At 66.6% G+C, this 23,227-nt stretch carries 27 protein-coding genes; 13 read left to right on the top strand and 14 right to left on the bottom strand.

The genetic code is table 11. The features are described from left to right. Positions 1-27: 27 nt before the first annotated feature. A complete protein-coding gene (locus NA11_RS08800) occupies positions 28-438 on the bottom strand; it encodes a Rid family hydrolase (RefSeq protein ID WP_069161287.1) in 411 nt (136 codons plus the stop codon). A gap of 77 nt (positions 439-515) precedes the next feature. Here NA11_RS08800 and NA11_RS08795 point away from each other — a divergent pair, with 77 nt between their 5' ends. After that, positions 516-917: a winged helix-turn-helix transcriptional regulator gene (locus NA11_RS08795; protein ID WP_069161330.1), complete on the top strand. Its 402-nt coding sequence runs from the start codon at positions 516-518 to the stop codon at positions 915-917. Between the two features lie 34 nt (positions 918-951). On the opposite strand, the gene NA11_RS08790 is transcribed toward NA11_RS08795, so the two are convergent. Beyond that, positions 952-1,575, bottom strand: a complete 624-nt coding sequence (locus NA11_RS08790) for a winged helix-turn-helix transcriptional regulator (RefSeq protein WP_069161329.1) — start codon at positions 1,573-1,575, stop codon at positions 952-954. A gap of 68 nt (positions 1,576-1,643) precedes the next feature. On the opposite strand from NA11_RS08790, the gene NA11_RS08785 reads away from it, so the two are divergent. After that, positions 1,644-2,522, top strand: coding sequence for an alpha/beta fold hydrolase (locus tag NA11_RS08785; protein WP_069161286.1), 879 nt, complete (start codon positions 1,644-1,646; stop codon positions 2,520-2,522). A gap of 171 nt (positions 2,523-2,693) precedes the next feature. Here the strand turns inward: NA11_RS08785 and NA11_RS08780 are convergent, their stop codons facing one another. Further along, positions 2,694-3,089, bottom strand: coding sequence for a DUF4186 domain-containing protein (locus tag NA11_RS08780; protein WP_069161285.1), 396 nt, complete (start codon positions 3,087-3,089; stop codon positions 2,694-2,696). A gap of 120 nt (positions 3,090-3,209) precedes the next feature. Then, the gene (locus NA11_RS08775) at positions 3,210-4,556 is read right to left on the bottom strand and encodes a M28 family metallopeptidase (RefSeq protein ID WP_069161284.1); all 1,347 of its coding nucleotides are present in this window, start codon (positions 4,554-4,556) and stop codon (positions 3,210-3,212) included. Between the two features lie 172 nt (positions 4,557-4,728). On the opposite strand from NA11_RS08775, the gene NA11_RS08770 reads away from it, so the two are divergent. Next, positions 4,729-5,577 carry a poly(ethylene terephthalate) hydrolase family protein gene (locus tag NA11_RS08770; RefSeq protein WP_069161328.1) on the top strand — a complete coding sequence of 283 codons (849 nt, stop codon included), beginning with the start codon at positions 4,729-4,731 and terminating at the stop codon, positions 5,575-5,577. A gap of 171 nt (positions 5,578-5,748) precedes the next feature. Further along, on the top strand, positions 5,749-6,999 hold the full coding sequence (locus NA11_RS08765) for an SGNH/GDSL hydrolase family protein (protein ID WP_069161283.1): 1,251 nt from the start codon (positions 5,749-5,751) through the stop codon (positions 6,997-6,999). A 99-nt stretch (positions 7,000-7,098) separates the two neighbouring features. Here the strand turns inward: NA11_RS08765 and NA11_RS08760 are convergent, their stop codons facing one another. Next, on the bottom strand, positions 7,099-7,590 hold the full coding sequence (locus tag NA11_RS08760) for a DUF488 domain-containing protein (RefSeq protein WP_069161282.1): 492 nt from the start codon (positions 7,588-7,590) through the stop codon (positions 7,099-7,101). Positions 7,591-7,720: 130 nt separating this feature from the next. Next, complete coding sequence (locus NA11_RS08755) at positions 7,721-8,074, bottom strand: YybH family protein (RefSeq protein WP_218023268.1); 354 nt, start codon at positions 8,072-8,074, stop codon at positions 7,721-7,723. Between the two features lie 61 nt (positions 8,075-8,135). Here NA11_RS08755 and NA11_RS08750 point away from each other — a divergent pair, with 61 nt between their 5' ends. Next, a complete protein-coding gene (locus NA11_RS08750; protein WP_069161281.1) occupies positions 8,136-9,107 on the top strand; it encodes a helix-turn-helix transcriptional regulator in 972 nt (323 codons plus the stop codon). Positions 9,108-9,198: 91 nt separating this feature from the next. Here the strand turns inward: NA11_RS08750 and NA11_RS08745 are convergent, their stop codons facing one another. Both NA11_RS08745 and NA11_RS08740 read right to left on the bottom strand, forming a co-directional pair. Then, complete coding sequence (locus NA11_RS08745) at positions 9,199-10,284, bottom strand: serine hydrolase domain-containing protein (RefSeq protein ID WP_167837601.1); 1,086 nt, start codon at positions 10,282-10,284, stop codon at positions 9,199-9,201. Positions 10,285-10,506: 222 nt separating this feature from the next. After that, entirely contained in the window at positions 10,507-11,151 is a 645-nt protein-coding gene (locus NA11_RS08740) for a DUF8020 domain-containing protein (protein WP_501193642.1), read from the bottom strand. Between the two features lie 321 nt (positions 11,152-11,472). Here NA11_RS08740 and NA11_RS08735 point away from each other — a divergent pair, with 321 nt between their 5' ends. From NA11_RS08735 to NA11_RS08725, 4 genes are all read left to right on the top strand, one after another. Beyond that, the gene (locus NA11_RS08735) at positions 11,473-12,051 is read left to right on the top strand and encodes a TetR/AcrR family transcriptional regulator (RefSeq protein ID WP_069161279.1); all 579 of its coding nucleotides are present in this window, start codon (positions 11,473-11,475) and stop codon (positions 12,049-12,051) included. A gap of 93 nt (positions 12,052-12,144) precedes the next feature. Beyond that, positions 12,145-12,936 carry an SDR family oxidoreductase gene (locus NA11_RS08730; RefSeq protein ID WP_069161278.1) on the top strand — a complete coding sequence of 264 codons (792 nt, stop codon included), beginning with the start codon at positions 12,145-12,147 and terminating at the stop codon, positions 12,934-12,936. Positions 12,937-13,085: 149 nt separating this feature from the next. Further along, positions 13,086-13,229, top strand: coding sequence for a hypothetical protein (locus NA11_RS45540; protein WP_167837600.1), 144 nt, complete (start codon positions 13,086-13,088; stop codon positions 13,227-13,229). After that, the gene (locus NA11_RS08725) at positions 13,229-13,783 is read left to right on the top strand and encodes a hypothetical protein (RefSeq protein ID WP_069161277.1); all 555 of its coding nucleotides are present in this window, start codon (positions 13,229-13,231) and stop codon (positions 13,781-13,783) included. Before NA11_RS45540 ends, NA11_RS08725 begins: the two co-directional genes overlap by 1 nt. Here the strand turns inward: NA11_RS08725 and NA11_RS08720 are convergent. From NA11_RS08720 to NA11_RS08695, 6 genes are all read right to left on the bottom strand, one after another. Beyond that, positions 13,690-14,835 (bottom strand): RNA polymerase sigma factor, encoded by a 1,146-nt coding sequence (locus NA11_RS08720; protein ID WP_069161325.1) that lies wholly within the window; start codon positions 14,833-14,835, stop codon positions 13,690-13,692. The genes NA11_RS08725 and NA11_RS08720 overlap by 94 nt on opposite strands. Before the next feature lie 5 nt (positions 14,836-14,840). Continuing rightward, the gene (locus NA11_RS08715; RefSeq protein ID WP_069161276.1) at positions 14,841-15,248 is read right to left on the bottom strand and encodes a YciI family protein; all 408 of its coding nucleotides are present in this window, start codon (positions 15,246-15,248) and stop codon (positions 14,841-14,843) included. Between the two features lie 43 nt (positions 15,249-15,291). Further along, positions 15,292-15,789: a pyridoxamine 5'-phosphate oxidase family protein gene (locus NA11_RS08710; RefSeq protein WP_069161275.1), complete on the bottom strand. Its 498-nt coding sequence runs from the start codon at positions 15,787-15,789 to the stop codon at positions 15,292-15,294. 195 nt (positions 15,790-15,984) lie between these two features. Further along, positions 15,985-17,160, bottom strand: a complete 1,176-nt coding sequence (locus tag NA11_RS08705; protein WP_069161274.1) for an NAD(P)/FAD-dependent oxidoreductase — start codon at positions 17,158-17,160, stop codon at positions 15,985-15,987. Positions 17,161-17,241: 81 nt separating this feature from the next. After that, complete coding sequence (gene sigJ, locus NA11_RS08700) at positions 17,242-18,210, bottom strand: RNA polymerase sigma factor SigJ (protein ID WP_084654387.1); 969 nt, start codon at positions 18,208-18,210, stop codon at positions 17,242-17,244. An 8-nt stretch (positions 18,211-18,218) separates the two neighbouring features. Further along, positions 18,219-19,166, bottom strand: coding sequence for a hypothetical protein (locus NA11_RS08695; protein WP_069161273.1), 948 nt, complete (start codon positions 19,164-19,166; stop codon positions 18,219-18,221). An 81-nt stretch (positions 19,167-19,247) separates the two neighbouring features. On the opposite strand from NA11_RS08695, the gene NA11_RS08690 reads away from it, so the two are divergent. The 4 genes from NA11_RS08690 (at position 19,248) to NA11_RS08675 (ending at position 23,211) form a co-directional block, all read left to right on the top strand. After that, positions 19,248-19,946: a helix-turn-helix transcriptional regulator gene (locus tag NA11_RS08690; RefSeq protein WP_069161272.1), complete on the top strand. Its 699-nt coding sequence runs from the start codon at positions 19,248-19,250 to the stop codon at positions 19,944-19,946. Between the two features lie 80 nt (positions 19,947-20,026). Next, positions 20,027-20,389 carry a VOC family protein gene (locus NA11_RS08685; protein ID WP_069161271.1) on the top strand — a complete coding sequence of 121 codons (363 nt, stop codon included), beginning with the start codon at positions 20,027-20,029 and terminating at the stop codon, positions 20,387-20,389. A gap of 200 nt (positions 20,390-20,589) precedes the next feature. After that, on the top strand, positions 20,590-21,930 hold the full coding sequence (locus tag NA11_RS08680) for a family 1 glycosylhydrolase (RefSeq protein WP_069161270.1): 1,341 nt from the start codon (positions 20,590-20,592) through the stop codon (positions 21,928-21,930). A gap of 87 nt (positions 21,931-22,017) precedes the next feature. Then, the gene (locus NA11_RS08675) at positions 22,018-23,211 is read left to right on the top strand and encodes an NAD(P)/FAD-dependent oxidoreductase (protein ID WP_069161269.1); all 1,194 of its coding nucleotides are present in this window, start codon (positions 22,018-22,020) and stop codon (positions 23,209-23,211) included. Positions 23,212-23,227: the final 16 nt, after the last annotated feature.

Genomic DNA, 23,227 nt, shown 5'->3' with positions numbered 1-23,227 from the left:
CACGGTCATGAGGCGGGGGTCTGGATCTCAGTCGAGTATGGCGAATGCTTCGACTTCGACTAGTACGTCGGGTTCGAAAAGGCAGTCGACGCCGATCGCCGACAGGGGCGGCAACGGTTGTGGTAGGTCGAGTTCTTCTGTGACGCGCTCGATTCCGGCGACGAAGTCGTCGTACTTGTCCGGGGTCCAGTTCGTGACGAAGAACCGGAGACGCACCACGTCGGCGAAGGTTGCTCCGGCGCCGGCGAGGCCGCGGGCTGTGTTGCGCAGTGCGTGTGCGAGCTGGCCTGCGAGGTCACCTGTCGCGACCGGGTTGCCGTCGGCGTCGCGCGCGATCTGGCCTGCCACGTGCACGTGGCGAGTACCTGTGCTGATCGAAACATGGTGGTAAGGAACAGGAGTGAACATGCCCTCCGGGGTCAGCAGCTGGACTGCCATGGGTGTCCTTTCACGATTGAAGTAGGTATCTGATGTCTACCTGGTACTCCAAGGACACTTCAACGAAACTAGGTGTCATGCCGGAAACCGCTCTGCCCCACACGGACAGCCCTCAACTCACCGAGCAACACCGCGAGCTGCTCGACCAGATGCTCGACAAGTGGTCACTCCAGATCCTCGACGCACTGTGCGAAGGAGGGCCCTTGCGCTTCAACGAGTTGCGTCGAACGATCCCCGCTGTGACGCAGAAGTCACTCACCGCCGCACTCCGCCGCCTGGAGCGCAACGGGATGGTCGAGCGCGTCGTCACAAGTACCCGACCCGTCGCCGTCGAGTACCGCCTCACGTCCGTCGGACGGTCGCTGCAAGACCTCATCGACGCACTCCTACGTTGGGCCACAACCACATTGCCCGACGTCGAGCGCGCCCGCGCCCGCTTCGACGACCAGGCGCTAGCTGACGAAATGCCCTCACCCTGAGACTGGCGGAGGTGGCGACGACCCAACCCACTTGTCACGCACCAAAGATGGCCCGCAAGGCGGTTTCATCACCTTCGACCTCGACGAGCGGACGGATTTCGTCGAAGTCGAGCATCCCTGCCGCCAGGCCGAGAACGATCGCTGCCTCCGCGCGCACGACAGCGTCGAGCGCGCGACCATCATGCGGACTGGCATCCAGGCCCTTGCCGGTCACCTGCACCTGAAACAGCTGCCCGTCGATCGCGACCCCGACCGTCGCTGACCGATCTGTCTTCACCCTGCTGCCGAGCAGGGCGGGCAGCGCAACGGCGAGCCATTCTGGGCGGAACCGGTCCTCGGCGGGACCACGCACCATGAGCGGTGCCGACCACCGGATGAGCCCTTCGATCGGCTCCCGCAACTGGGCACCCCACGCGGTGAGTGCGTAGATCACCGCATTGCCCTCGTCGGCCAACCGTCGCTCGACGACACCTGCGGCCTCGAGGTCGCGCAGCCGGTCGGAGAGCAGATTGGTGGCAACGCCGGCGAGCCCATCGAGCAGGTCGCGGTAGCGGGCGGGGGCTACCAGGAGCTGACGGACGATGAGCAGATTCCACCGGTCGCCAATGACATCGAGCGCCCGGGCAAGACCGCAGTACTGGCCGTAACTTCGACTCATCCACACCTACTTGACATTCTAAAGTTCACGTGACTATATCAAGTGTAGTCGCGAATCGAGGTGAAGTCATGACCGAGACGGAAAGACCGGCATGGGTCGACGATGAACTGTTCCCGTTCCAGAGCAGGTTCGTCGCCATCGACGGTCACACGATCCACTACATCGACGAAGGTTCGGGGCCAACACTGCTGTTCCTACACGGCAACCCGACCTGGTCGTTTGTGTATCGCGACGTGATCGACGCCCTGCGAGACCAATTCCGGTGCATCGCACTCGATTACCCCGGCTTCGGCCTGTCCTCGGCCCGCCCGGACCATCGGCATCTGCCCGAGGACCACATCCAGGTCGTCACCTCCTTCGTCGACGCCATGGCCTTGAGCGAGGTCACTCTCGTGGCCCACGACTGGGGCGGTCCCATCGGCCTCGCCACGGTCGCGCAGCGGCCCGCCGTCTTCGAGCGACTGGTGCTGACGAACACCTGGGGCTGGCCGACCGGTGATCCAAAGGCGCACATCGCCTCTCATGTGATGGGCGGACCACTGGGACGTCTGCTGATCAGACAGTTCAACGTGTTCGTCGAGGCGACGATCCCACTCGGGCACCGGCTGCGGAAACTGACCGTCGAGGAGATGAGCCACTACCGCAAGGCGCTTGCCACGCCCGACCGGCGCAACGCCTCAGCCGTACTGCCCCGGTGCATCACCGCCAGCCGCGCCCTTCTTGCCGATGTCGAAGCCTCTCTTTCCGACCTCGCGTCGCTCCCGACACTCATCATCTGGGGCAACGCCGACGTCGTGTTCGGAGACAAGGACCGACGGCGGTGGGAGCAGCTCTTTCCTGACCACCACACCGTGATAGTCGACGGCGCAGGGCATTTCGTGCAGTCCGACGCACCAGACCGGTTCGCGGCCGCGATCCGCGACTGGCGAGGGAAGGACTCCTCGTGAGCCGCAAGGCCTGCATCCGCGTCTCGGTCTACATCGCAGTTCTCGCCATCAACCACGACATCACCGCGGCCTGAGTTCATCGGATTCCGCCTCCTTCGCCGATGAAGTGGCGCACGTTCCTCGCCAGTCCTGTTCCAGCGCAACAGGATTCGGGTGACCAGACGGGCGCGGTTACGTCGGCGGGGATTGGGGGGCGTACTGGTTGGCAATCCATCGGCAGATCGCTTCGACGACGTAGGTGCGTTCGGCGGGGTCCAGCGCGTGTCCGGCGGGGATGTGGTGCCAGCGAGCCAGGCAGGTGCGACAGCAGGTTGCAGTGGCGTGTTGGGCGACGAAGACGGGGTGCCCGCGGTAGGGGGTTTGGCGGCCGTCGTTGGGTGGTTCGGCCGGGGCCAGCCTGCGGGCGATCAGGTCCTCGGCGTGTTTGCGGACGGTGGTGATGCCGCGCAGGTCGACCACCGCGCGATCTCGGCCCCGCAACCGGAACTTCGCGCGAAAGGGCTGCTGCCCGATCTGGTGCAACCTGGCGTCCAGCTCGTCCAGCACCGCGTCACCTCCGTATCCCATGCCATTGAGCTTCGCACCGGATACACGACATCCTGTGTCGCGTATTCGCGAAAGATCTTCGTACGCGTGACGATCGGTTGGTCTCGTTTGTGCTGCTGTGCCGGAAATTCGTAGTCGCGCTCAGGTCGTGCGCGGGGGCTTGTGTCCTGCGGTGGCGGCGACGATATGGATGGCTGCGCGGCTGAGTGGTACCAGCCCGTCGGCATCGATTTTGTCGAGCGTGTCGCAGGAGTCGAACAGGTACGGCGGGGCGGTGATGAAATGCACCAGCGGAACCCGTTCGCGGTGGAAATGGGCGCCGTCGGTGGGCGGTTCGGGGAACAGCGCATCGGGCGGGAAGATCAGTGAGCGGCGCAGCCCCTGCTCGGTGATCGCATCGAGCACCACATCCTCGAGCCCGGAGCTGGCGAACCACCATCTCACTTCGGGTTCGTCCGTGGCCACCAGTTTTCCGTCCTCGGGGCGGCAGCGCAGCGCGGCGTGCTCGAGATGGAGTTCCAGAACGACGTTGGGTAGCAGATCCTGACGATGGCGTGCGACGAACGCCCGCCCACCCGCCAAGCCGGCCATATGACCGCCGTTCAACAGGAACATCAAATTGTGCGGCCGCTGCGCTTGTGGCACCCGAGACCAATGGGTCGCTGCCGCCAGGACCATGGCGATTCCTGAGGCGTCCTCCACCGCTGACGCCCATGGTGCATCGTGGTGCGAGCCGATGATCACCCAGTGGTCGGAGGCGCCGGGCAGGGTGGCCACCACGTTCTCGGTGGTGGTGTCCGCCAGGTCGGATTGCGCGGTCAAGACGCCGCTGCACGGCCCTTGACTCATCAGGTCGAGTACGCGGCGCGAGTCCGAGCGGGTCATCCACATCCCCGGAATCGGGCGCCGCACAGCGTCATAGGGTACGTAGTAGTCGCAGGTGTCCCAAGGGAATCCGGTGGTCGCGCCGAGATACCCTGCCGCTCCTGCGGCCATGGCGGGTTCGGCGACCTGCTGCATCTGCGGCCCGAACGGCAACGTCTGGGTCAACGTGTCGAACTCACCGTCCGGGTCGTAGACGCTGACAGCTATCTCGCGCAAAGTAGACAGCGGCACCTCGCTGAGTTCGACCTCGTCGACGGCGAGAAAGCCTGGGGTGGTTGGCATCTCCTCGGTCATCCGAACGAGCGGACCCGCGGTGCCCGTAGACGATTCGGTGAAAGGCAACGGAAACCCGTGCACCTGAATCTTCCGATCGGGCTCGGCATCCAACCAGGCCGACAACGATGCCGGACCGGACTCCCAGCCCAGCACCTCGACCGGTTCGGTGCGAACCTCGCAGCCGAGGCCGCGGAGCTGTTCGGCAACCCAGTGCCGCACCGACGCGTCGGCCGGGTAGCCGGACCGCCTGATCCCTTGGGCGACAACGGTTTCGATCCAGGACAGCATCTCTTCTGTGGTGGGTAGCCAGTCCACGAACTCCGACATGCGCCTCACTCCTCGTCCGCCGACGGTCGGGTTCGCTCGCCACGAACCGCTTCTTCTGCAGTAACTCGTTCAACTGGGGACGTTACGTGCCGACAGTCGGTTGTGGGTGGAGGCCGACCCGGCGACCATCGTTGTGAAGATACTTCCTTCACCCACACGATGGGAGATTCCCTTGTCTCGCAATGATTTTGCCCCGAATCGACGCACACTGTTAACTCTGACCGGCACCGTCGGCGCCGCCCTTCTCCTCGCCCCTGCCCTGCCTGCCGTCGCCGCGCCACCCGCGGTCGAGTGGGACAAGCCGGGCCCGCACAAAGTGCAGGTACAGGGCATAAAGGAGCACACACTGTACTTTCCGACCAAGATGGATCGACATCCCGTGATCATCTGGGGCAACGGCTCGCTTGCCGTGCCACCGATCTACGACGGCTTGCTCAAGCATTGGGCCAGCCACGGGTTCATCGTCGCCGCAGCGAATACCGTGTGGGCCACCACCGGTGTCGAGATGCTCCAGGGCATCGATCTGCTCGCTCGATTGAACCAGCAGTCGGACAGTCCTTTCCACCAGAAGGTCGATCTGGCGCACATCGGCGCCTCCGGTCATTCCAGAGGCGGTGGCGGCAGCCTCAATGCCGGCGCGGATCCGCGGGTCGGCACCACCGTGCCGATCCAGCCTGGTCCGCGGCCCAATCCTGCTGGCCTGCACGGACCTACGCTCCTACTCGCCGGTGCGGACGACACCATTGTCGAACCGGCGGGGGTGAAGCAGTTCTACGAGAGCGCCAGTCACATAGTCGCAATCTATGGGTCACTGGCCGGCGCCGGGCATTTCACCCCGCTGAACGACGCCGGCGGGTTCCGGGGACCGAGCACGGCCTGGTTCGCCTTCCACCTGAAGGGTGACGAGCGGGCCAGGGGTGAGTTCTTCGGCGCCAACTGCGGGATGTGTACGAGCAAGGCGTGGAGCGAAGTTCAGCGCAACCGCCTGGCGCAGCAGGTGCCAGGCCCGCGCGGCGACTAGCCGAACGACCCTGGCCCGGCCGGAATCGGGTGATCCTCGGAAGTCGACGCGGAGGCAACCAGGTGATCTAAACGGGAATACAGTTTCATTAATGTCGGTTGTGGAGTACTGTCGCCCTAGCGCTAATGGGAACGCAGAACCATTAGCGAGGGTTTACGAGAGGACAGTACGATGCAGAACACCTTGCGAGTCCGCCTGGCCGCGACCGCCGTCGCCGCCGTTGCCGTGCTCGGCGGCCTCGCCATCGGCACCGCCGCAGAACCCGACGCGGCGTGGGACACCGGTTGGATGGCCGCCCCACAGCAGCCGAGCATCGGCTTCGAACCGAACTGGGCGGAGGAAGGTTTCGACAACCAGACGGTGCGGCAGGTGGTCAAGATGACCGATGGTGGCAGCGCGGCCAGAATCACGCTGTCCAACCAGTTCGGCAGCACGGCGCTGCGGGTCGATCACGTCACCATCGCCCGCACCGCAGGCGGCGCCGCAGTGGATTCGAAGTCATTGCGGGAGTTGACCTTCGACGGAAAACCCGCGGCAGAGATACCGATCGGCCAGACGCTGACCAGCGATGCCGCCGACCTGAACCTCGGGTCCATGGATTCCGCGAGCGTCACCATGTATCTCGCGGGCCGAACCGGTCCTGCCACTTTCCATTCGCAGGCGTACGCGAGCACTTACCGCGCCGCGGGCAATCGTGTCGCCGACCCGGCAGCGTCGGCATTCACCGAGACCACGCACTCCTGGTACTACCTGACCGACGTCCAGGTGTCCGGTGCCGAAGACGCGGGCGGCACGGTCGTCACTGTCGGCGACTCGATCACCGACGGCTACGGATCCGACTACGACACCAACACCCGCTACCCGGACCGGCTTGCGCAACGACTGGTCGAGGCGGGAACCCCGCGCCCGGTCCTCAACGCAGGCATCGGCGGCAACTTGATCCTCAACGATTCCCCCTGGTTCGGCGAAGCGGCGGTGCGGCGCTTCGAAAGGGACGTGCTGGCCAAGCCCGACGTCTCCAGCGTGATCGTGCTCGGCGGCCTCAATGATTTCGGCTTCTCCGAAGTCGATCTGCCTACCTACAAGCCGAATCCGGAGGTCTCGGTGGCACAGCTGATCGACGGCCATCGTCGGCTCATCGCCGCCGCGCACCGCGCAGGCGTTCGGATCATCGGCGCCACCCTGCTGCCGATGAAGGGCGCCGAGTACTACACCGACACCTCGGCGGCGAAGATCCGTGCGTTCAACGAGTGGCTGCGTACCAGCGGCGAATACGACGCGATCGTCGATTTCAATGCGGCCGTCCGCGATCCGGCCGACCCCGAAAACCTCAACCCCGCCTTCGATTCCGGCGACCGCAAACACCCGAACGCCGCGGGCTACCGCGCCATGGCCGACGCGATCGACCTGGCAACGCTCTGAAGCAGGAACCGCCGACAGCGACACTCGGAACCTCGGGTGTCGCTGTCGGCGTATCAGGCGATTCCCCAGCCTCGACTCGCGGCTCCTTTCCGCCTGGAGTCACAGTTCAACCGGGCGGAGGTTGGTGACCGGCACACCATGCTCGGCGTGCATGCGTGCGGCGACAAGCGAGCGGTGGCATGCCGCCGGATCGCACTCGACGCAGAAGAGGGCGGTCGTCGAGTCGCGCGGCAGTTCGGCCACGAGTACGGCGAGTTCGACGGGGTCGAGGATCTCGCGGGTGTAGCGCTCGACGTACTCGGGCGCAAGCATGACGCGGTTGCGCTTGCCGACACCCTGGCGGTCGTCCTCGCGATATTGGAGTTGGCGCAGTTCGGTTGTCGGCGCCAACTCTTTGACATGCCGGTAGGCGATGCCGGCGGTGGCGAGCGCGCGCTGCAGCCGCGCTGAATTCGCCCAGGTGTAGTCGGGACCCCGGACACCGCGGCGTTGACGGAGGTCGAGCAGCAGGCCGACGCCGGCGGCGGTCAGCTGTTCGGCGAAGGTTTCGGCGGTGAAGCCGTAGACGCCGATCGTCGTGATGCGCCTCATCGCAACACCTGGCCAGCTCGGTCGGGTGCTTCGACCCCGAGCTCATCGCCGAAACTTGCTCTGCGCGTACGCCGTTCGTCTCCCCTCAGTGCGGCAGTGGGCCGGGCCGCGCCGGCCCACCGCCGCCCCGCTAAGGCACGAGTGCAGGCTGGTCTACGGCCCACAACCATGATCCGTCCGATTGGCGGCGGGCGATCTCGACGGTCACCTCGCCGGTGGTCAGCGTGGTTGCCGTCAGCGCCAGATCACCGCTCACCAGCGCCGGATGCGGCCTGCCCGGCGTGAGCACCGGTGCGGCCGCGACGAATTGCTCGTACACCTTGCGGATTTCCGCATGTCCGGTCGCGAGGGTGCCCGGCGGGAAAGCCAGCACGGCGTCCGGCTCGTACAGCGCCACCAGCCCGTCGACGTCGCCCGCGTTGGCGCGCTCGATGAAGTACCTGCCCAGGTCGTTCGGCTCAGTAGCCACTTTCTTGTTGGTCACACTGATAAGCCTCCACCGTAATCACGACATCTTGTGTCGTGTATTCCGATAGAGTTTTCGCATGCGCGCAGACCGGCTGGTGTCGCTGGTCCTGCTGCTGCGGCAGCACGATCGGCTGTCCGCGCCCGCGCTGGCCCGCGAGCTCGAGGTGTCCACGCGCACCGTGCTGCGCGATATCGAAGCGCTGTCCGCGGCCGGGGTCCCGGTGTACGCCGAACGCGGTCGGCACGGCGGCTTCGCGTTGCTGCCCGGCTTCCGGACCGAGCTCACCGGGCTGAATCACGACGAGGCGCTTGCCCTGCTTGTCGCCGGATCACGGCGTGGCGCACAGACATTCGGCCTCGACTCGGCGCTCGCTTCGGCCATGCGCAAAGTGGTCGACGCGCTGCCCGAAAGCCATCGGACCACCGCGGCAGGCGCGGCGCAACGCTTGCTCATCGACCCGGAGACCGACCTGCTCGCGCGTCGGCTGGTGACCGACGTGTCCGACACCGTCGTCGCCGAGGTCCGGCGCGCGGTGTTCGCCGGACACAAGCTGCGCATTCACTACGCGGCGGTCGACCAGACCCCGCAGTGGCGGACCGTGGACCCGATCGGCCTGGTCACCGTGCGTGACCAGGGCTATCTGCTGGCCACGCGGTCCGGCGCTGACCGCACCTACCGGTTGTCCCGGATCTTGGCCGCCGAGGAACTCGCCGAGCAGGCACAGCGACCGGACCGGGTCGATCTGGATCGGGCCTGGCAGGAACGCAGCGCGCGATTTCGGACTGGCGGCGACCAAGTCGCCGTGCTCGTCCGGGTAAACCCCGCAGCGCGAGGCGAGCTGGTGGATACCGCGCTGGCCGTCCGCGCCGAAGAAGCCGAGGCAGACGGCTGGTCGCGACTGGAGGTGACCTTCCAAGATTCCAGGCACGCCGAATGGGCGCTGTGGCAGCTCGCGACGAACGCGGAAGCCCTTGCCCCACAGTGGTTGCGCGACGCCCTGCGCGATCGCGCCGCAGCGCTCACCACCTGCTACGGAACGACGTCATGAGCATCGACACCTGCCGTGATCCGAAATCTATTGTCCCCCAATAAAACTAGAACTCGAGCGGACAGCCCACCGACACAGTGACCATCGCGCTTCACTTCCCGCAGATCGCGGTGTCCATGATTACGGACGCCAGTGGCGTGTCCCCTTCGGTGACGAGCTTCTCCGGGAGCTGGTTGATACTCAGACTCACTGCGCTGTCCCTGGTCGCCATGGCCGCGACGCCGTAGCCGGGGTAAGCGCCGTCGTGGCCCCAGGTTTCGAGACCACAGCTGTTCGACATGCGGAACAGGCCGAGACCGGCGGCGTGCGGCGACGCCGGATCCGGGTGGGGAAAGGTGCGCTGCATTTCCGCCAGCTGGGCAGGCGGGACGATCCGACCGGAGAGCAGGCCCATGAAGTGGCGGTTGAGGTCGGCGGGAGTGGAGACCATGGCACCATCGGCAAGGCCCCACGCCGGGTCGAAATCGTCGAGGTCGACGCGTTTGCCGCCGAAGAGCGCGTAACCGTGCGGGTGCGGCCCGCGGATCACCTGTTCGCGCGGGAAATCCGGCCAATAGGTGTCGGCAAGGCCGAGCGGTTCGATCACCCGGCTGGTGACCTCTTCACGTAGCGACCTGCCGGTCACTCGTTTGATCAGCTCGCCGGCCAGCAGATAATTGGTATTGGAGTAGCTGTAGGCGGTGCCGGGGGCGAAAAGCGAGGGCTGGTCGAGTCCGAGGCGAAGCAACTCCTCGACCGGGCGCGGGTTGCGCAGCGCCGCTTCCGTCGAGATATCCAGTGTGTCGAGGTAGTCGGGAATTCCGGTGGTGTGCTGCAACAGATTCCGGACGGTGATCGCAGTGCCGTCACCGCCGGGACCGTGCACGACGCCGGGCAGATAGTGCTGCACCGGGGCATCGAGCTCGACCCGCTGCTCGGCCACCAGCAGCAGAACCGTCGCTGCGACAAAGGATTTGGTGATGCTGGCGATGCGGACCTGCGCGGTCTCCGGGAACGGTGCGCCGGTGGCCAGATTCCCGACGCCACTCGTGAGCCGGATGTCGCGTCCTCGCTCGGTGATCACCAGTTGCGCTCCGGGGATATCGGACTCGCGGACCAGCCGGTCCAGCAGTGCCTGCAGCCTGCCGGTGCGCGGGTCCGCGCTCCCGGTGTCCGCGACCGCCGGTGCAGTACTCATTGCGCAAGACAACGCCACACCGACCATGAGCGCCGAGATCATCGCGAATCGTCGCACCACGAACTCCTGCCATCGAGACGTACGGAACTCCGACGATAGGCCGCCCATGTCTCGAAAAGTCCTGTGCACAAAGCATATCCGGGAAAGATCAGGGAACGCCTCAGGGAGATCGAGCAGAAAGATCATCCTGCGGTAGGACGCGCCGCGGCCATCTCGTGTCGCTCAGCGGCAGAAGATGGAGTCGCGGTTGTACCCGTAGCAGCCGGGACTCGGGCTTGGGCTCGACGGCTGATCCGGCACGTAGTCCCAGCGATCGGGGACGTCCGAATTCGGGACGGCCGCGCCGAGGCCGTAACCGATGGCGGCGCCGATCAGCGCGCCGCCGAACATCCCGATCGGCACGGTGATGACGGCGAGCACGACTCCCCCCGCGATGCCGATGGCCAAACCGACGATGACGCCGATCAGCGTGCCAGGTATCGCACCGAGGACCATGCCGAGCTCGGCGCTGCGCTGTCTCGGCGAGGTTTGCCGCCAGTAGCCGACAGGCTCGGCGGTGAGACGCGTGCCGCTCGCATCGATCTGCGGCCGCAGATCGACGGTGCCCTGCTCGAGTTCAACGGTCAGCGGCAGGCTGGCAATGACCGTGCCTGCCGCATCGGCGATGTGCACCGCGGCGTCGGTCATCGTCAAGGTGCCGCCGGACAGGCTGGCGGCCAGGCGCTTTCCATCGGCCGACGCCGAGACATCGAAGGCGACACCGCCCTCTGCGCCGCGCACGGTGGTCGGATTCACGCTGGCAGGCGCGGGTATAGGCGCGGCGTGCGCGACACCAGCGGTAATGCTCGTTGCCGCGATGGTGAACATGACAGCCACCGCGATCTTCTTGATTCTCAAAGTGGTCCCCCGACTCAGGCACGTCCCATAGTGCGACGCAGTACTTCTATACGAGAGCATAGATTTCGCCCAACGCCGAAGCCATACGGTGAAACATGCTGCGCTGCCCATACTTTCATTGACACCAGAAGTGTCGGTAGCGGTTCGCGAGCTCGGCGAAGTCGTCGACCATGCAGGTCGAGACATCGGTGATTTTCACGCGACCGACGAGGCATTCCCGTGGCGGCCCGGCGGCAACGATGCCCGAGGCTTTATTTGACTTATGAGTACAGAATATCTAGCGTCGCCTGCATGGCACGCACGAAGAGCTTCGATCCCGACGACGCGGTCGCGAAGGCGATGGAGGTGTTCTGGCGCAAGGGTTATGCCCGCACCACACCGCAGGACCTGCTCGATGCGATCGGCATCGGCCGAGGCAGCCTGTACAACGCGTTCACCGGCAAGCACGACCTGTTCGAGCGGGCGCTGCGCCGGTATCAAGCGCAAGAAACGGTTCAGGTGATCGATCTGCTCGACGGCCCCGGTTCACCGCGCGAGCGGGTGCGCGGCGCATTGATCATGGTGCTGGACGCGGCCTGCGCGGACACGGAACGCCGAGGCTGCCTGGCCACGAATACCGCTGTGGAACTGGGTGATTCCGACGACACGGCCGCGCTACTGGTTCGGCGCATCTTCGACAGGCAGCACGATGCTTTCCGTGGCGCCATCCAGGAGGGGCAGCGCGCAGGGGAGTTCAGCAAGGAGCTCGATCCGCACACGGCGGCCAACTTCCTGCTCGCCACCATCAACGGCATGCGGGTGCTCGCGAAGGCCGATCCGCGCCCCGCCCGGCTCGATGGACTCGTCGAAATCGCCATGCGCGCACTGTGATTGATCTTCGTCGGGGCAGCTGAACGTCCGAACCGTCAACAACGGGCTGGCTTGCTGTCCCAAATTTGTAACTGTAGTTCAACAAAGGAAATCATGGATCTGCAACTCGCCGGAAAGACCGCTGTAGTCACCGGAGCCAGCAAGGGCATCGGCCTGGAGATCGTCCGGGCACTTACCGCCGAAGGCGTCCGGGTTGTCGCCGCCGCACGCACCATTACCCCGGAACTCCACGCACTCGACGGTCCCTCGACCGCGGTGCCCGTCGACCTGGCCACCACAGACGAGGCAACCACTCTGATCGATCGCGCCACCGAGATCCTCGGCGAGATCGACGTCCTGATCAACAATGTCGGCGGCGTCGTTCCCGGCAGTGCCGAGGCGAGCGGCTTCCTGGACATCGCCGACGACGCCTGGCAGCGCACCTACGAACTCAACCTGTTCGGCACGGTTCGGGTCACCCGCCGCGCACTACCCAGCCTGCTTCGCCGGCGCGGCATGATCATCAACATCTCCTCCATCGGCGCCAGCGCCGCCTATCACCCCGTCGACTACGGCACCGCAAAAGCCGCGCTGAACAACCTCACCAAGGCGCTCGCCGAGGAGTTCGGCGCGCAAGGCTTGCGCGCACTCACGGTCTCCCCCGGCCCCACCCGCACCCGCAACTGGTCGGCCCCCGACGGCTACGCCGCCGACGTCGCCGCCCAGAGCGGCCGCACCCTCGAGGAATTCCTTGCCGAGGCCCCCGCTCGGATGGGCATCACCACCGGCAGGCTCACCGAACCGCACGAAACCGCGGCGCTTGTCACCTTCCTGGCCTCTCCGGTGTCCGGAAACCTCACCGGCGCAAACTATTTGGCCGACGGCGGAGCGATCAAAACAGTCTGACGCATACCTCGCCCGCATTCCGGGCGACCAGCACTGCCGGACTTCCGAGACCGTTCCCAACGATCAGCGCACAGAGGTGGCTGAATATTTACTAACAGTGTCACTAATGCCACTGTTGGCTGTAAATAGATGCTGGCAAACTTGCAGCCATGCTCACCATCGTGCTCACCACCATGTTCACGCTGCTGATCGCGTCGGCCGTCCGGGTATTCCTCCACCACGAAATCACCCTTCCCCCACTCGGATCCAGCGAAATAGCCGATCCAGACGCCCAGCGAGCGGAACTCGTCTGATGCGCGCGACAGACCGGCTCGGAGTGGTCCGCGTGTTGGCGATCATCGCAGTCCTGGCCGCCGTACCGCTGTCAGCCGCGGTCGGCGTGGCTCGCTACGACGCCGCCCGGGCCGGGATACCGGCCGACAATGCGGGGAAAGTCGCGCTGGCGGCCACGGTGACCAGCGATCCGACAACAGTGACGTCCTCGCGATCCATCGGATACCACGACTACTACACGGCCACCGTGCAGTGGGTCAGAGACGGCAAGCAAAGCGCGGCGCGCATCGAGGTTCCCGACACTGCGCACCCAGGCGACCAGGTTGCATTGTGGCTCGACCGCGACGGTCGCCCGACCACTGCGCCGTTGCCCGCGAGTTCCGCCGCATGGGAGGGCATCGGACTCACCCTCGCCACCCTGATCGAACTGTGGATCATCATCGCAGCACTGGTCGGGCTGACCTTCTGGCTGCGCGGCGCTCACCCACGCAGTTGGGCGTTGAGCCGTGCAGCCTGCCGGGTGAGGTGGTTACGTTCGGGCATGTTGGGGGCTGATTCGGCGGATTCGGCATAGAGCCGCGCCGCGGTGGTCAGATCTCCGGCGCGCTCATGCAGATAGGCCGCGACAGCGGTGTAGCGAGGCAGTGCGGGGTCGAGCCCGGCGAGCGCGGCCAAACCGGCGTGCGGGCCGTCGGCCTCGCCGACCGCGACGGCGCGGTTGAGCCGCGCTACCGGACTGTCGGTGAGGCCGATCAATTCGTCGTACCACTCGACAATCTGCACCCAATCGGTTTCGTCCGCCGTCCTGGCATCGGCGTGCAGCGCGGCGATGGCGGCCTGGGCTTGGAAATCGCCGAGACGATCGCGGGCAAGGGCGGCTTGGAGGATATCGACGCCCTCGGCGATCAATCGGGTGTCCCACCGGGTGCGGTCCTGCTCGGCAAGCGGCACGAGACTGCCGTCGGCGGCGGTCCGCGCCGGGCGCCTGGCGTGATGCAGCAGCATGAGTGCCAGCAGGCCGGCGACCTCCTCGTGGTGGGTCATGGCCGCCAGTTGGCGGGTGAGCCGGATCGCTTCGGCGGCAAGGTCGACGTCACCCGAGTAGCCCTCGTTGAAAACGAGGTAGAGCACGCGGAGCACCGTCGCGACGTCGCCGTGCTGGTTGAGCCGGACGCCCGAGATGGTGCGTTTAGCCCTGCTGATGCGTTGCGCCATAGTCGCTTCCGGCACCAGGTAGGCCTGCGCGATCTGACGCGTGGTCAATCCGCCGACGGCGCGCAGCGTGAGCGCGACGGCCGAGGCCGGTGTCAGCGAAGGATGCGCGCACCGGAAGTACAGCTGGAGCGTGTCGTCGACCAGTTCGGCGGGGCCGGGCATCGGCTCGTCCTCGACACGCACCTCACGGTCGCGCCGCGAACTATCGGCGCGCACCGCGTCGAGAAACTTGCGCCAGGCCACGGTGACGAGCCAGCCCTGCGGATCGCGCGGCGGGTCGTCCTGCCACACCCGCACCGCCTCGATCAACGCCTCCTGCACGGCGTCCTCGGCCGCCGCGAAGTCCGCGCCGCGACGACTGAGGATCCCGATGACCGTGGGGGTGAGGGTGCGCAACAGGGCCTCGTCCACCCCGGTCACTCCGTGATGGTGGGAAGCGAGCCCATGATCGGGCGCAGCTCCAGCCATTCCTGAACCGGCTTGCCACCGGCGCCCGGCGCCGCGGACAGTTCGCCTGCCAACTCCAGCGCCCGCTCGTAGCTGTCGACGTCGATCATCATCCAGCCTGCGATCAGATCCTTGGTCTCCGCGAACGGGCCGTCGGTGATCGGCGGCCGCCCCTCGCCGTCGTTGCGGACGAAGGTGCCCTCCGCGAAGAGCGCCTGCTCGTCGATGAATTCGCCGGTGCTCTGCAGCCGGGCCGCGAAGTCCTGCATGTATTGGATGTGGGCCGTGACCTCCTCGGGTGTCCACTGGTCCATCGGTATGTCGTTGACCGAGGCAGGCGCGCCACGGTAGTGCTTGAGCAGTAGGTATTTGGCCATCGTGTTCTCCTTCGCTGCGTGTGTCCCGTTGTGGCCGTGAGTATTACGCGCGCTGCCGCGCGTCCCGCTGCCGGATCAGCTCTTCGACCGGGCTCGGCAGCGTCGTCTCGAAGTCGAGCAGCTTCACCCAGGTCGGGGTCACGACGATCCGGACCATGCCGTCGTAGAGCGAGCGGACCTCGGCCTCCCACACGACCCGCTGCTCGGGCGTCATCACGTAACTGCCGTTCATCTGGAGATACTCGTCCGGAATGCCGTCCACCACATCCAGCTCGGCCCGACCGCGGATGAGCAGGGTCTTGGGCGGGTGCACCTCGGTGTCGATCGTCAGGGCCACCATCGGATTCTGGCGCAGGGCATGGAGTTTCGGGGCGTTCGTCGACGTGCACATGACGATCTCGGAGCCGTTCCAGGTGAATCCGATCGGAATCGTGCGTGGCGTGCCGTCCTTGGCGACGTAGGCCAGCCGGGTCAGGTCGCGGGCCAGCAGTTCCTGGCTGTACGGCCGGTGCAGAACCTCGGTGATCTCGTGCTGCCGCATGGTCGTTCTCCTTGGTGAGGTACGGCCCATTCTGGCCGTGTTCACTGTGGGGACGGAGCCGTGTGCGAGTTCTCGACATCCCACCGCGATATTTTTTGGCGGACTTTCGACGACGCTACCCGGCCACCGGTCCGGGGAACCTGGACCGGTGGCTGCCGCCGCTGCGTCGGCGGTGTCGGGGCGATCGCGTCCGCGTCACGCGGTGACGTGTGCCTGCGTTTCGACCGGCGCGAGGCGCCTGCGGCGGCTCGGCAACAGGAAAGTCGGGTGGTAGATGCTCCAAGCAGCCGACGCGCAGATGAGTTCCTTGACGCGGGCGGCGATTCGGCCGGTGAGGACCTTGGACGTCGGCTGATCTTCGGGAGTCACCTTCTGGAAGATTGCGTCACGGCGACCGAGACTGATGCACTGAGCGGCGTAGCCGATCGGTGCCTCGGGGACCTTGCGGCCGGTCAGCCGGGCGGCCAGCGCATCAGCGCCTTGCCACGCCATCGGAGTTGCGGTGGCGCAACCCATTCGGAGTGTCTTGCCGCCTATGCCCGACGTGTGTGCGGCGTCGCCGATCGCGTACACGTCAGGATGCGACACCGAACGCAGGGTGCCGTCGACGACGATCCGCCCGGTGCCGGACACCGTCAGCGTGGTCGCGGCAGCAATCGGGTGCACGGTGAAACCTGCTGTCCACACCGTCAGCTGCGCCGGAATCGGTCCCGCCGCGGTGATTACGCCGTCCGCCTCGACGCAGGTGACATCGGCCTGCTCGTACACGGTGATGCCGAGCCGATCGAAGACGCGACGCAGGTGCCGTTGCGCCTTCTCGTCGAGCCAGTCGCCGACCCCGCCGCGCGCGGCGATCGCGACCTCCAGGTCCGGGCGGGCTTCGGCAATCTCGGTGACCGCTTCGATACCGGTCAGCCGACCGCCGACGACCAGAACGGTGGCGCCGGAAGCCAACTCGGGCAGACGTGCCCGCAGCCGCAACGCGGCCTGCTTTCCGGCCACGTTGTGCGCGTACTCGGCGACACCGGGGACGCCGTAGTCCGCGACGGTGCTCCCGAGGGCGTACACCAGGGTGTCGTATTCGAGGGCACCGTTCTCGCCGGCGAGGTCGACGGTCTTGCGGTCGACGTCGACCGCGGTGACCGCCGCCGTCCTGACCTGAACGCCGGTGCCGGCGAAGACATCGCGCAGCGGGCGAACGGGCAGGTCCTGCCCGCTCGCGAGCTGGTGCAGCCGCACCCGTTCGACGAATTCGGGGTCGGCGTTGACCAGGGTGATCTCGATGTCGTCGCGGTGCAGCCGCTTGGCGAGGCGGCCCGCGGCGTTGGCTCCGGCGTATCCGGCGCCGAGGACGACGATGCGATGCTTCATGGTCTTGCTCCTGTCTCGATGGGTTCGCTTCCTGAACCGGACAGCGGCACGAATGCTGACAGGAGGGGACTGTGAAGTGGATCACCAGGATTCGGGCAGCGGCGCTCCGTGTTCGACCGTCGCCCATGCGCGGTTGGCGCGTTCGAGCTTTTCGGGATTGACCTGCGCATGGATCGAGGCGATGCCTTCGGAGGTCACCCCGAGTGCCACGACGCCGACGACTCGATCCGCCACCACCATGACGAGCGCGGGCCCGTCGTTGGCCATCGCGACGAAGAAGGCGGGATCGCCGCCGACCAGTTCGCGCTTGGCGTCGCTCGACCTGAAGCTGAGACGCAGGAAGCGCGCGACCCGAAACGCACCGACAAGTGGCCTGCTCAGGGTGGCGTAGAAGCTGCCGCCGTCGCCGATGATGGCGGCGTCCTCGGTCAGCAGTTCGACCAACGTCTCGGTCCGCCCGCTGACCGCGGCGGCGAGGAACTCCTCGACAATTCTGCGGGCGGCGGCGTCGTCGACGTCGACCCGCGTCCGGTCGGTGGCCATATGCTGCTTGGCCCGCCGGTAGATCTGCTGGCAGTTCGACTCGCTGATCTCGAGCATCTCGGCGATCTCGTTGTGCGCGTACCCGAATGCCTCGCGCAGCACATACACCACGCGTTCTTTGGCCGAGAGCCGCTCCATCAGCGTGAGCATCGCGATCGACACCGATTCGCGCTGCTCAACGGTGTCGGCCGGGCCGAGCATCCGGTCACCGGCGAACACCGGCTCCGGCAACCACTGGCCCACATACGTTTCCCGCCTGACCCGCGCCGAGTCGAGCTGGTTCAGGCACAGGTTGGTGAGCACGGTGGTCAGCCACGCCACTGGCGTCTCGACGTAGCCGCGGTCGGCGGCCTGCCAGCGCAGAAACGTCTCCTGCACCGCGTCCTCGGCATCACTGGCCGACCCGAGCAGCCGGTAGGCGATCGCCTCCAGGCGGCCACGGTGGCTCTCGAACAGATCGGCTTCGTGCGTGGTGGTGCTGAGCGACATCCTCTGATCATTCAGCATGGCTGTCCTCACACGGTCAGGCCCGCCTGGCGCAGCAGATCGATGGCCGCCGGCAGCCACGCGGGGTGCCAGGCCGGGTCCCGGTGGGCCATCGGGACGACCACCGACCGCCACCAGAACGGTGGCTTGTCGGGTGTGGTGTTGTCGGTCCAGACCGGCCGATCGAAGACCGGCTCGATCCGGCAGGCGCCGTCCCTGCCTTCGATGATCAGGCCGGTGAGGCGCCCGGTGCGGTCGTCGCCGATCTCCTCGTACAGACGGAAACCCTCATCGCGGACTGCCTTGACGAGGTTCTCGGACAACTCGCCGGTGCCCGCATCCACCCGCCGGTGCGACGACACGTCGGCAGTGACCAGGACAGCCAGCACGAAGCCGGGCTCGTCCGGCGACATCGCCTCGGTCAATCGCTGTGCGGCGGCGGCCAACCCGGGTTCGGGTCCGGACCGCGGCAAGGCATAGTCGTCGGGTATCGCCCGCAGCACCGCCGCCATCTCCCGATCCAGCTCGGCGCGAGTCAGTGCCGCAGGCTGCAGGATTCGACCGTCCTCGGCCACCGAGACGAACGCGGCCTCGGCCGCGAACCGCTGGAGGTCGTCCGGTGCCCAGCCACACACCCGCGCGACGGTGGCGAACACCGTCATCGCCGCGGACCAGAAAGCTTGCGGCTCCGACCGCAATGGCGCGTTGGCCGTGAGGTGGCCGCAGCCATCGAGCACCGCGAGCGTGAGCCCGCTGCCGCTGACCACGACGATCTCGTACGGCCGCTCCATCTCCTCTTCCGGTGCGAAATCGTCGATGAACTCGTCCTGATCGCGCACCACCGGCAATCCCCGGTCCCGTAGTTCGGCAGCCACCGCATCCGCCGAGGCGACCGCCGCCGGGGTGCTGCGCCAGCGGGCGTTGTCCGCCGAAGACAACGATCGGTCACTGGACAGCAGGCTTACCTCGAACCGCACGCTCGGAGTATAGGGTCGCTCAGTTCCCTTGCCAGGCCGTGGAACAGCGGAGATGTCGGTGCTCGGGGCTACCGTGACGGCGTGAACAGGACGGATCGGCTGTACGCCATCGTCGAGGATTTGCGGGCGGTGGCGCCGCGGCTGCGGACCGCGCGGGAACTGGCCGGGCGGTACGAGGTCAGCGTGCGCACCATCGAGCGGGACATCGGTGCGCTGCAGCAGGCGGGGGTGCCGATCTATGCCGACGTCGGGCGACGCGGCGGTTATGCGCTCGAGAAGACGATGTCCTTGCCGCCGCTCAACTTCACCCCGGCGGAGGCGGTCGCCATCGCGGTCGCGTTGGAACGCGGTCAGGGTGCGCCGTTCGATCGGGCCGGGCGCAGCGCGCTGGACAAGATTCTCGCGGCGATGCCGGAACGCAATGCCAGCGGCGCACGCGAGCTGGCCGCGCGGGTGCGGGTGCTGGAGTCGCGGGAGACGCAGCCGGCACAGCAGATTCCGGCGGTGATCGAGCAGGCGATCGAGGTCGAACGCGTGCTGCGGTTGAAGTATCAGGACAAGGTCGGCGAGTGCACCGAACGCGAGGTGGAGCCGTCCGGGTTCCTCGTCGGCGAGCGGGGCTGGTACCTCGTCGCGTGGTGCAGGTTGCGCGAAGGTCAGCGCGTTTTTCGCCTCGACCGCATCGCGGATGTGGCAGTCACCGACATTCCGATGCCTGCGGGCGGCCGTCCGGAAATGACCATCCCCGCCGAATGCATTGTGCGGATGGTCTCGCTCTAGAAAACACCGACAGGGGGTTGTCGCCGCGCCGCGTGAGAGTGGTCCCGCACAACGACATCCACTCTCCCGGAGGCACAGAGATGACCAACACGATCAACTGGTTCCAGGTCGGCAGCAACGAGCCGGAGCAGGCCAAGTCCTTCTACGGTGCACTGTTCGGCTGGACCTTCGTCAGCGACCCCGAGAACGACAGCTACGACCTGGTCCGTTACCCGGGCAGCGAGATTCCCGTCGGCGGTATCGCGCACACCGAGCAGGCCGCGCAGAATCACGCGGTCGTCTTCGTCGAGGTGGCGAATGTCGGCGCCACCGTCGCCGAGGCGGAGCGCTTGGGCGCCAAGGTGGTTGTGCCACCGATCACCAGCGCATCCGGACTGACCTTCGCGCATCTCGCCGACGTTTCGGGCAACGAGTTCGGCGTCTACAGTTCGCCTGCCGCCTGATTCGCGCGTTGTCGTGATGTCGCCGATCGGGGCACTCGCCACGCCCGCCACGGAAAATATTCTGGCGAGTCTCCGATCGTCGGCGTTTCGTACGCTACCCAGGGCAGCCGTGCCTTATCGGTAAAACATATTGGCGCGCAACTGTTCTTGATTCTCGCGATCGCGGATGTCGGCGGTGCACAGCCAGTTACCCTGAGGTGATGCGATTCCGGTATGCCCTGGCCGTACTCGCCGCCACCGCGTCGACCGTGCTGGTGTGCACGACCGCATCGGCGTCCCCGCTGCTACGGCCGGTCGCCGCGGCAGCGCCGTTGGACGGTGGCTTCCTCTGGGGTGTCGCGTCTTCCGGATTCCAATCCGAAGGACGTGCGCCCGACAGCAATTGGACGCGATACATTCCCAACCATCCCGACTACGACGGGTTGCAGGATTCGGTCGACTTCTATGGCCGCTATGCGTCCGATATCGACTTGGCCGCCGGGCTCGGCGTGCAAGTGTTCCGGGTCGGCATCGAATGGGCTCGGCTGCAGCCGGCGCCAGGAGTCTGGGACGAGGGCGCATTCCGCTTCTACGACGCCGTCATCGCGAAGATCGCGCAGTCGGGGATGCGGCCGATGATCACCCTCGACCACTGGGTCTACCCCGGCTGGGCCGTCGACCGCGGCGGCTGGCGCAACCCTGGCATGGTCGAGGACTGGCTGTCCGCCATGCGCGGCGTCGTCGACCGCTACGCCTCCCGTAATCCGCTGTGGGTCACGGTGAACGAGCCGATCGCCTACATCTCGCACGAGGTCCGCAGGGGCAAGGCGGACGCCGGCGAGATGGAGGTGCGACTCGCGCAGGCGCACAACGCCATCTACGACCACATTCACGCCGTCCAGCCCGGCGCCCAGGTGACCAGCAACGTCGGCTATGTCGCAGGCGCGAACGACCAGATCAACGGTTCGTTCATCAACCGCATCGCGGACCGGCTCGACTATGTCGGCATCGACTACTACTTCGCCTACGACCCGATGCAGACTGTGCTCGGGGCGGTCACCAGGGCGCTCGGCTCCGCCGCGCCGACGCTGCCCGGCATGAACATCTGGGATCTGCCGATCCGCACCGAAGGCATCTACTATGCGCTGCAACACTATTCGCAGCGCTTCCCGGGCAAACCGCTCTACATCGTCGAGAACGGCATGCCCACCGCCAACGGCGGGCCGCGCCCCGACGGCTACAGCCGCAGCGACCATCTGCGCGACACCGTCTACTGGATCCAGCGCGCGAAGGCCGACGGCATGAACGTCATCGGCTACAACTACTGGAGCATCACCGACAACTACGAATGGGGCAGCTACACCCCACGATTCGGCCTCTACACGGTCGACGTGCGCACCGACCCCTCGCTCTCCCGCCGCCCCACCGACGCGGTCGGCACCTACACCCAGCTCATCTCCGCAGGTGGTGTCCCCGGCGACTACCAACCCACCCGCGCGCCCGCCTTCTGCATCCTGATCGATCCCCCAGCGAGCTGCGCGTTCCCGGTCGCGGGCCGATAGCCGCTGCGTGACCTGCGTCACCGGGTGTCACACGGGACGCGGGGGCGGTGTCTTGTGTTCGAACCCTCTGGGAGCGAAGGAGACACCATGACTGGGAACACCACAGTGGTTGTGATCGGCGGCGGGTACGCCGGTGTCCTGGCCGCCAACCGGCTGACACAGCGTGCCGACGTGACGGTGACGCTGATCAACCCGCGCGCGACTTTCGTCGAGCGGATTCGCCTGCATCAGCTCGTGGGTGGCACCGACGATGCGGTGGTCGACTACCGGGACGTGCTCGGCTCGGACATCCGGCTGATTGTCGACACCGTCTCGCGGATCGACGCCGCCGGGCGGAGCCTGACGTTGGCGGCAGGCGGGACGGTCGAGTACGACTATCTGATCTATGCGGTGGGCAGCGGCAGTGCCGATCCGCAGGTGCCGGGTGTGGCCGAGTTCGCCTATCCGGTCGCCTCGTTGGAGGAGGCGCAGCGGCTGCGCGCCGTGCTTGCCGCCACGCCTGCGACGGCCGCGATCACCGTGGTCGGTGGCGGGCCGACCGGGATCGAGACGGCCGCGGAGTTGGCGGAGTCGGGTCGCATCGTGACCCTGGTCTGCGGCGGAGTGCTCGGGCCGTATCTACGGTCCGGGGGTCGGCGTGCGGTGGCCAAGCGGTTGGCACAGTTGGGGGTGACCGTGCTCGACGGCCCCGAAGCGAAGGTGACGGCGGTGACGCGAGCTACCGTGCAGCTCAGCGGCGGTCACACGCTGCGGAGTGCGGTGACCGTGTGGACCGCCGGATTCGGGGTGCCGGATATGGCCGTGCGCAGTGGGCTGCGCACCGACGCGCTGGGTCGGCTGCTCACGGACGAGACGTTGACCAGTGTGGATGACGCGCGCATCGTCGCGGCCGGTGATGCGGCGGCGCCGTCGGACCTGCCGTTCCGGATGAGCTGCCAGGCCGCGGGTCCGCTGGGTGCGTACGCCGCCGATACGGTGCTCAGCCGCATCGCGGGGACTGAGCCAACGCCTATCGCGCTGGTGTTCGTCGGACAGGGCATCAGCCTCGGCCGTCGAGCCGGCGTCATCCAGCTCGGTCATCGCAACGACACTGCGACCCGGTTTCATCTGGGCGGTCGTGCCGCTGCGGCGCTCAAGGAGCTCGTGTGCTGGAGCACCGTCAAGCAGTTGGGCATGGAGGCAAGGAAGCCGGGTTCGTTCCGCATCCCGGCCTGGGCCACCGACAAGAAGCGCCGAGAGGTGTTGCAGGCCAACCGCCGTGACGCGGTGACAACGCGCTGACCTGGAACCGAAAAGC

The sequence above is a fragment of the Nocardia altamirensis NBRC 108246 genome, assembly GCF_001612685.1.
Classification (GTDB): Bacteria; Actinomycetota; Actinomycetes; order Mycobacteriales; family Mycobacteriaceae; genus Nocardia; species Nocardia altamirensis.
The sequence above is the reverse complement of the archived record's forward strand: the minus strand, read 5'-3'. Positions and strand labels throughout refer to the sequence as shown.

Bases quoted from the DNA above. Each gene is read 5' to 3' on its own strand.
- NA11_RS08780 (WP_069161285.1), bottom strand. From the start codon at position 3,089: ATGGGATACGGAGGTGACGCGGTGCTGGACGAGCTGGACGCCAGGTTG.
- NA11_RS08795 (WP_069161330.1), top strand. From the start codon at position 516: ATGCCGGAAACCGCTCTGCCCCACACGGACAGCCCTCAACTCACCGAG.
- NA11_RS08750 (WP_069161281.1), top strand. From the start codon at position 8,136: ATGCGCGCAGACCGGCTGGTGTCGCTGGTCCTGCTGCTGCGGCAGCAC.
- NA11_RS08740 (WP_501193642.1), bottom strand. From the start codon at position 11,151: ATGTTCACCATCGCGGCAACGAGCATTACCGCTGGTGTCGCGCACGCC.
- NA11_RS08710 (WP_069161275.1), bottom strand. From the start codon at position 15,789: ATGCGGCAGCACGAGATCACCGAGGTTCTGCACCGGCCGTACAGCCAG.
- NA11_RS08705 (WP_069161274.1), bottom strand. From the start codon at position 17,160: ATGAAGCATCGCATCGTCGTCCTCGGCGCCGGATACGCCGGAGCCAAC.
- NA11_RS08725 (WP_069161277.1), top strand. From the start codon at position 13,229: ATGCGCGCGACAGACCGGCTCGGAGTGGTCCGCGTGTTGGCGATCATC.
- NA11_RS08775 (WP_069161284.1), bottom strand. From the start codon at position 4,556: ATGTCGGAGTTCGTGGACTGGCTACCCACCACAGAAGAGATGCTGTCC.
- sigJ (WP_084654387.1), bottom strand. From the start codon at position 18,210: ATGCTGAATGATCAGAGGATGTCGCTCAGCACCACCACGCACGAAGCC.
- NA11_RS08765 (WP_069161283.1), top strand. From the start codon at position 5,749: ATGCAGAACACCTTGCGAGTCCGCCTGGCCGCGACCGCCGTCGCCGCC.
- NA11_RS08680 (WP_069161270.1), top strand. From the start codon at position 20,590: ATGCGATTCCGGTATGCCCTGGCCGTACTCGCCGCCACCGCGTCGACC.
- NA11_RS08785 (WP_069161286.1), top strand. From the start codon at position 1,644: ATGACCGAGACGGAAAGACCGGCATGGGTCGACGATGAACTGTTCCCG.
- NA11_RS08800 (WP_069161287.1), bottom strand. From the start codon at position 438: ATGGCAGTCCAGCTGCTGACCCCGGAGGGCATGTTCACTCCTGTTCCT.
- NA11_RS08730 (WP_069161278.1), top strand. From the start codon at position 12,145: ATGGATCTGCAACTCGCCGGAAAGACCGCTGTAGTCACCGGAGCCAGC.
- NA11_RS08790 (WP_069161329.1), bottom strand. From the start codon at position 1,575: ATGAGTCGAAGTTACGGCCAGTACTGCGGTCTTGCCCGGGCGCTCGAT.
- NA11_RS08675 (WP_069161269.1), top strand. From the start codon at position 22,018: ATGACTGGGAACACCACAGTGGTTGTGATCGGCGGCGGGTACGCCGGT.
- NA11_RS08685 (WP_069161271.1), top strand. From the start codon at position 20,027: ATGACCAACACGATCAACTGGTTCCAGGTCGGCAGCAACGAGCCGGAG.
- NA11_RS08735 (WP_069161279.1), top strand. From the start codon at position 11,473: ATGGCACGCACGAAGAGCTTCGATCCCGACGACGCGGTCGCGAAGGCG.
- NA11_RS45540 (WP_167837600.1), top strand. From the start codon at position 13,086: ATGCTCACCATCGTGCTCACCACCATGTTCACGCTGCTGATCGCGTCG.
- NA11_RS08760 (WP_069161282.1), bottom strand. From the start codon at position 7,590: ATGAGGCGCATCACGACGATCGGCGTCTACGGCTTCACCGCCGAAACC.
- NA11_RS08745 (WP_167837601.1), bottom strand. From the start codon at position 10,284: ATGAGTACTGCACCGGCGGTCGCGGACACCGGGAGCGCGGACCCGCGC.
- NA11_RS08715 (WP_069161276.1), bottom strand. From the start codon at position 15,248: ATGGCCAAATACCTACTGCTCAAGCACTACCGTGGCGCGCCTGCCTCG.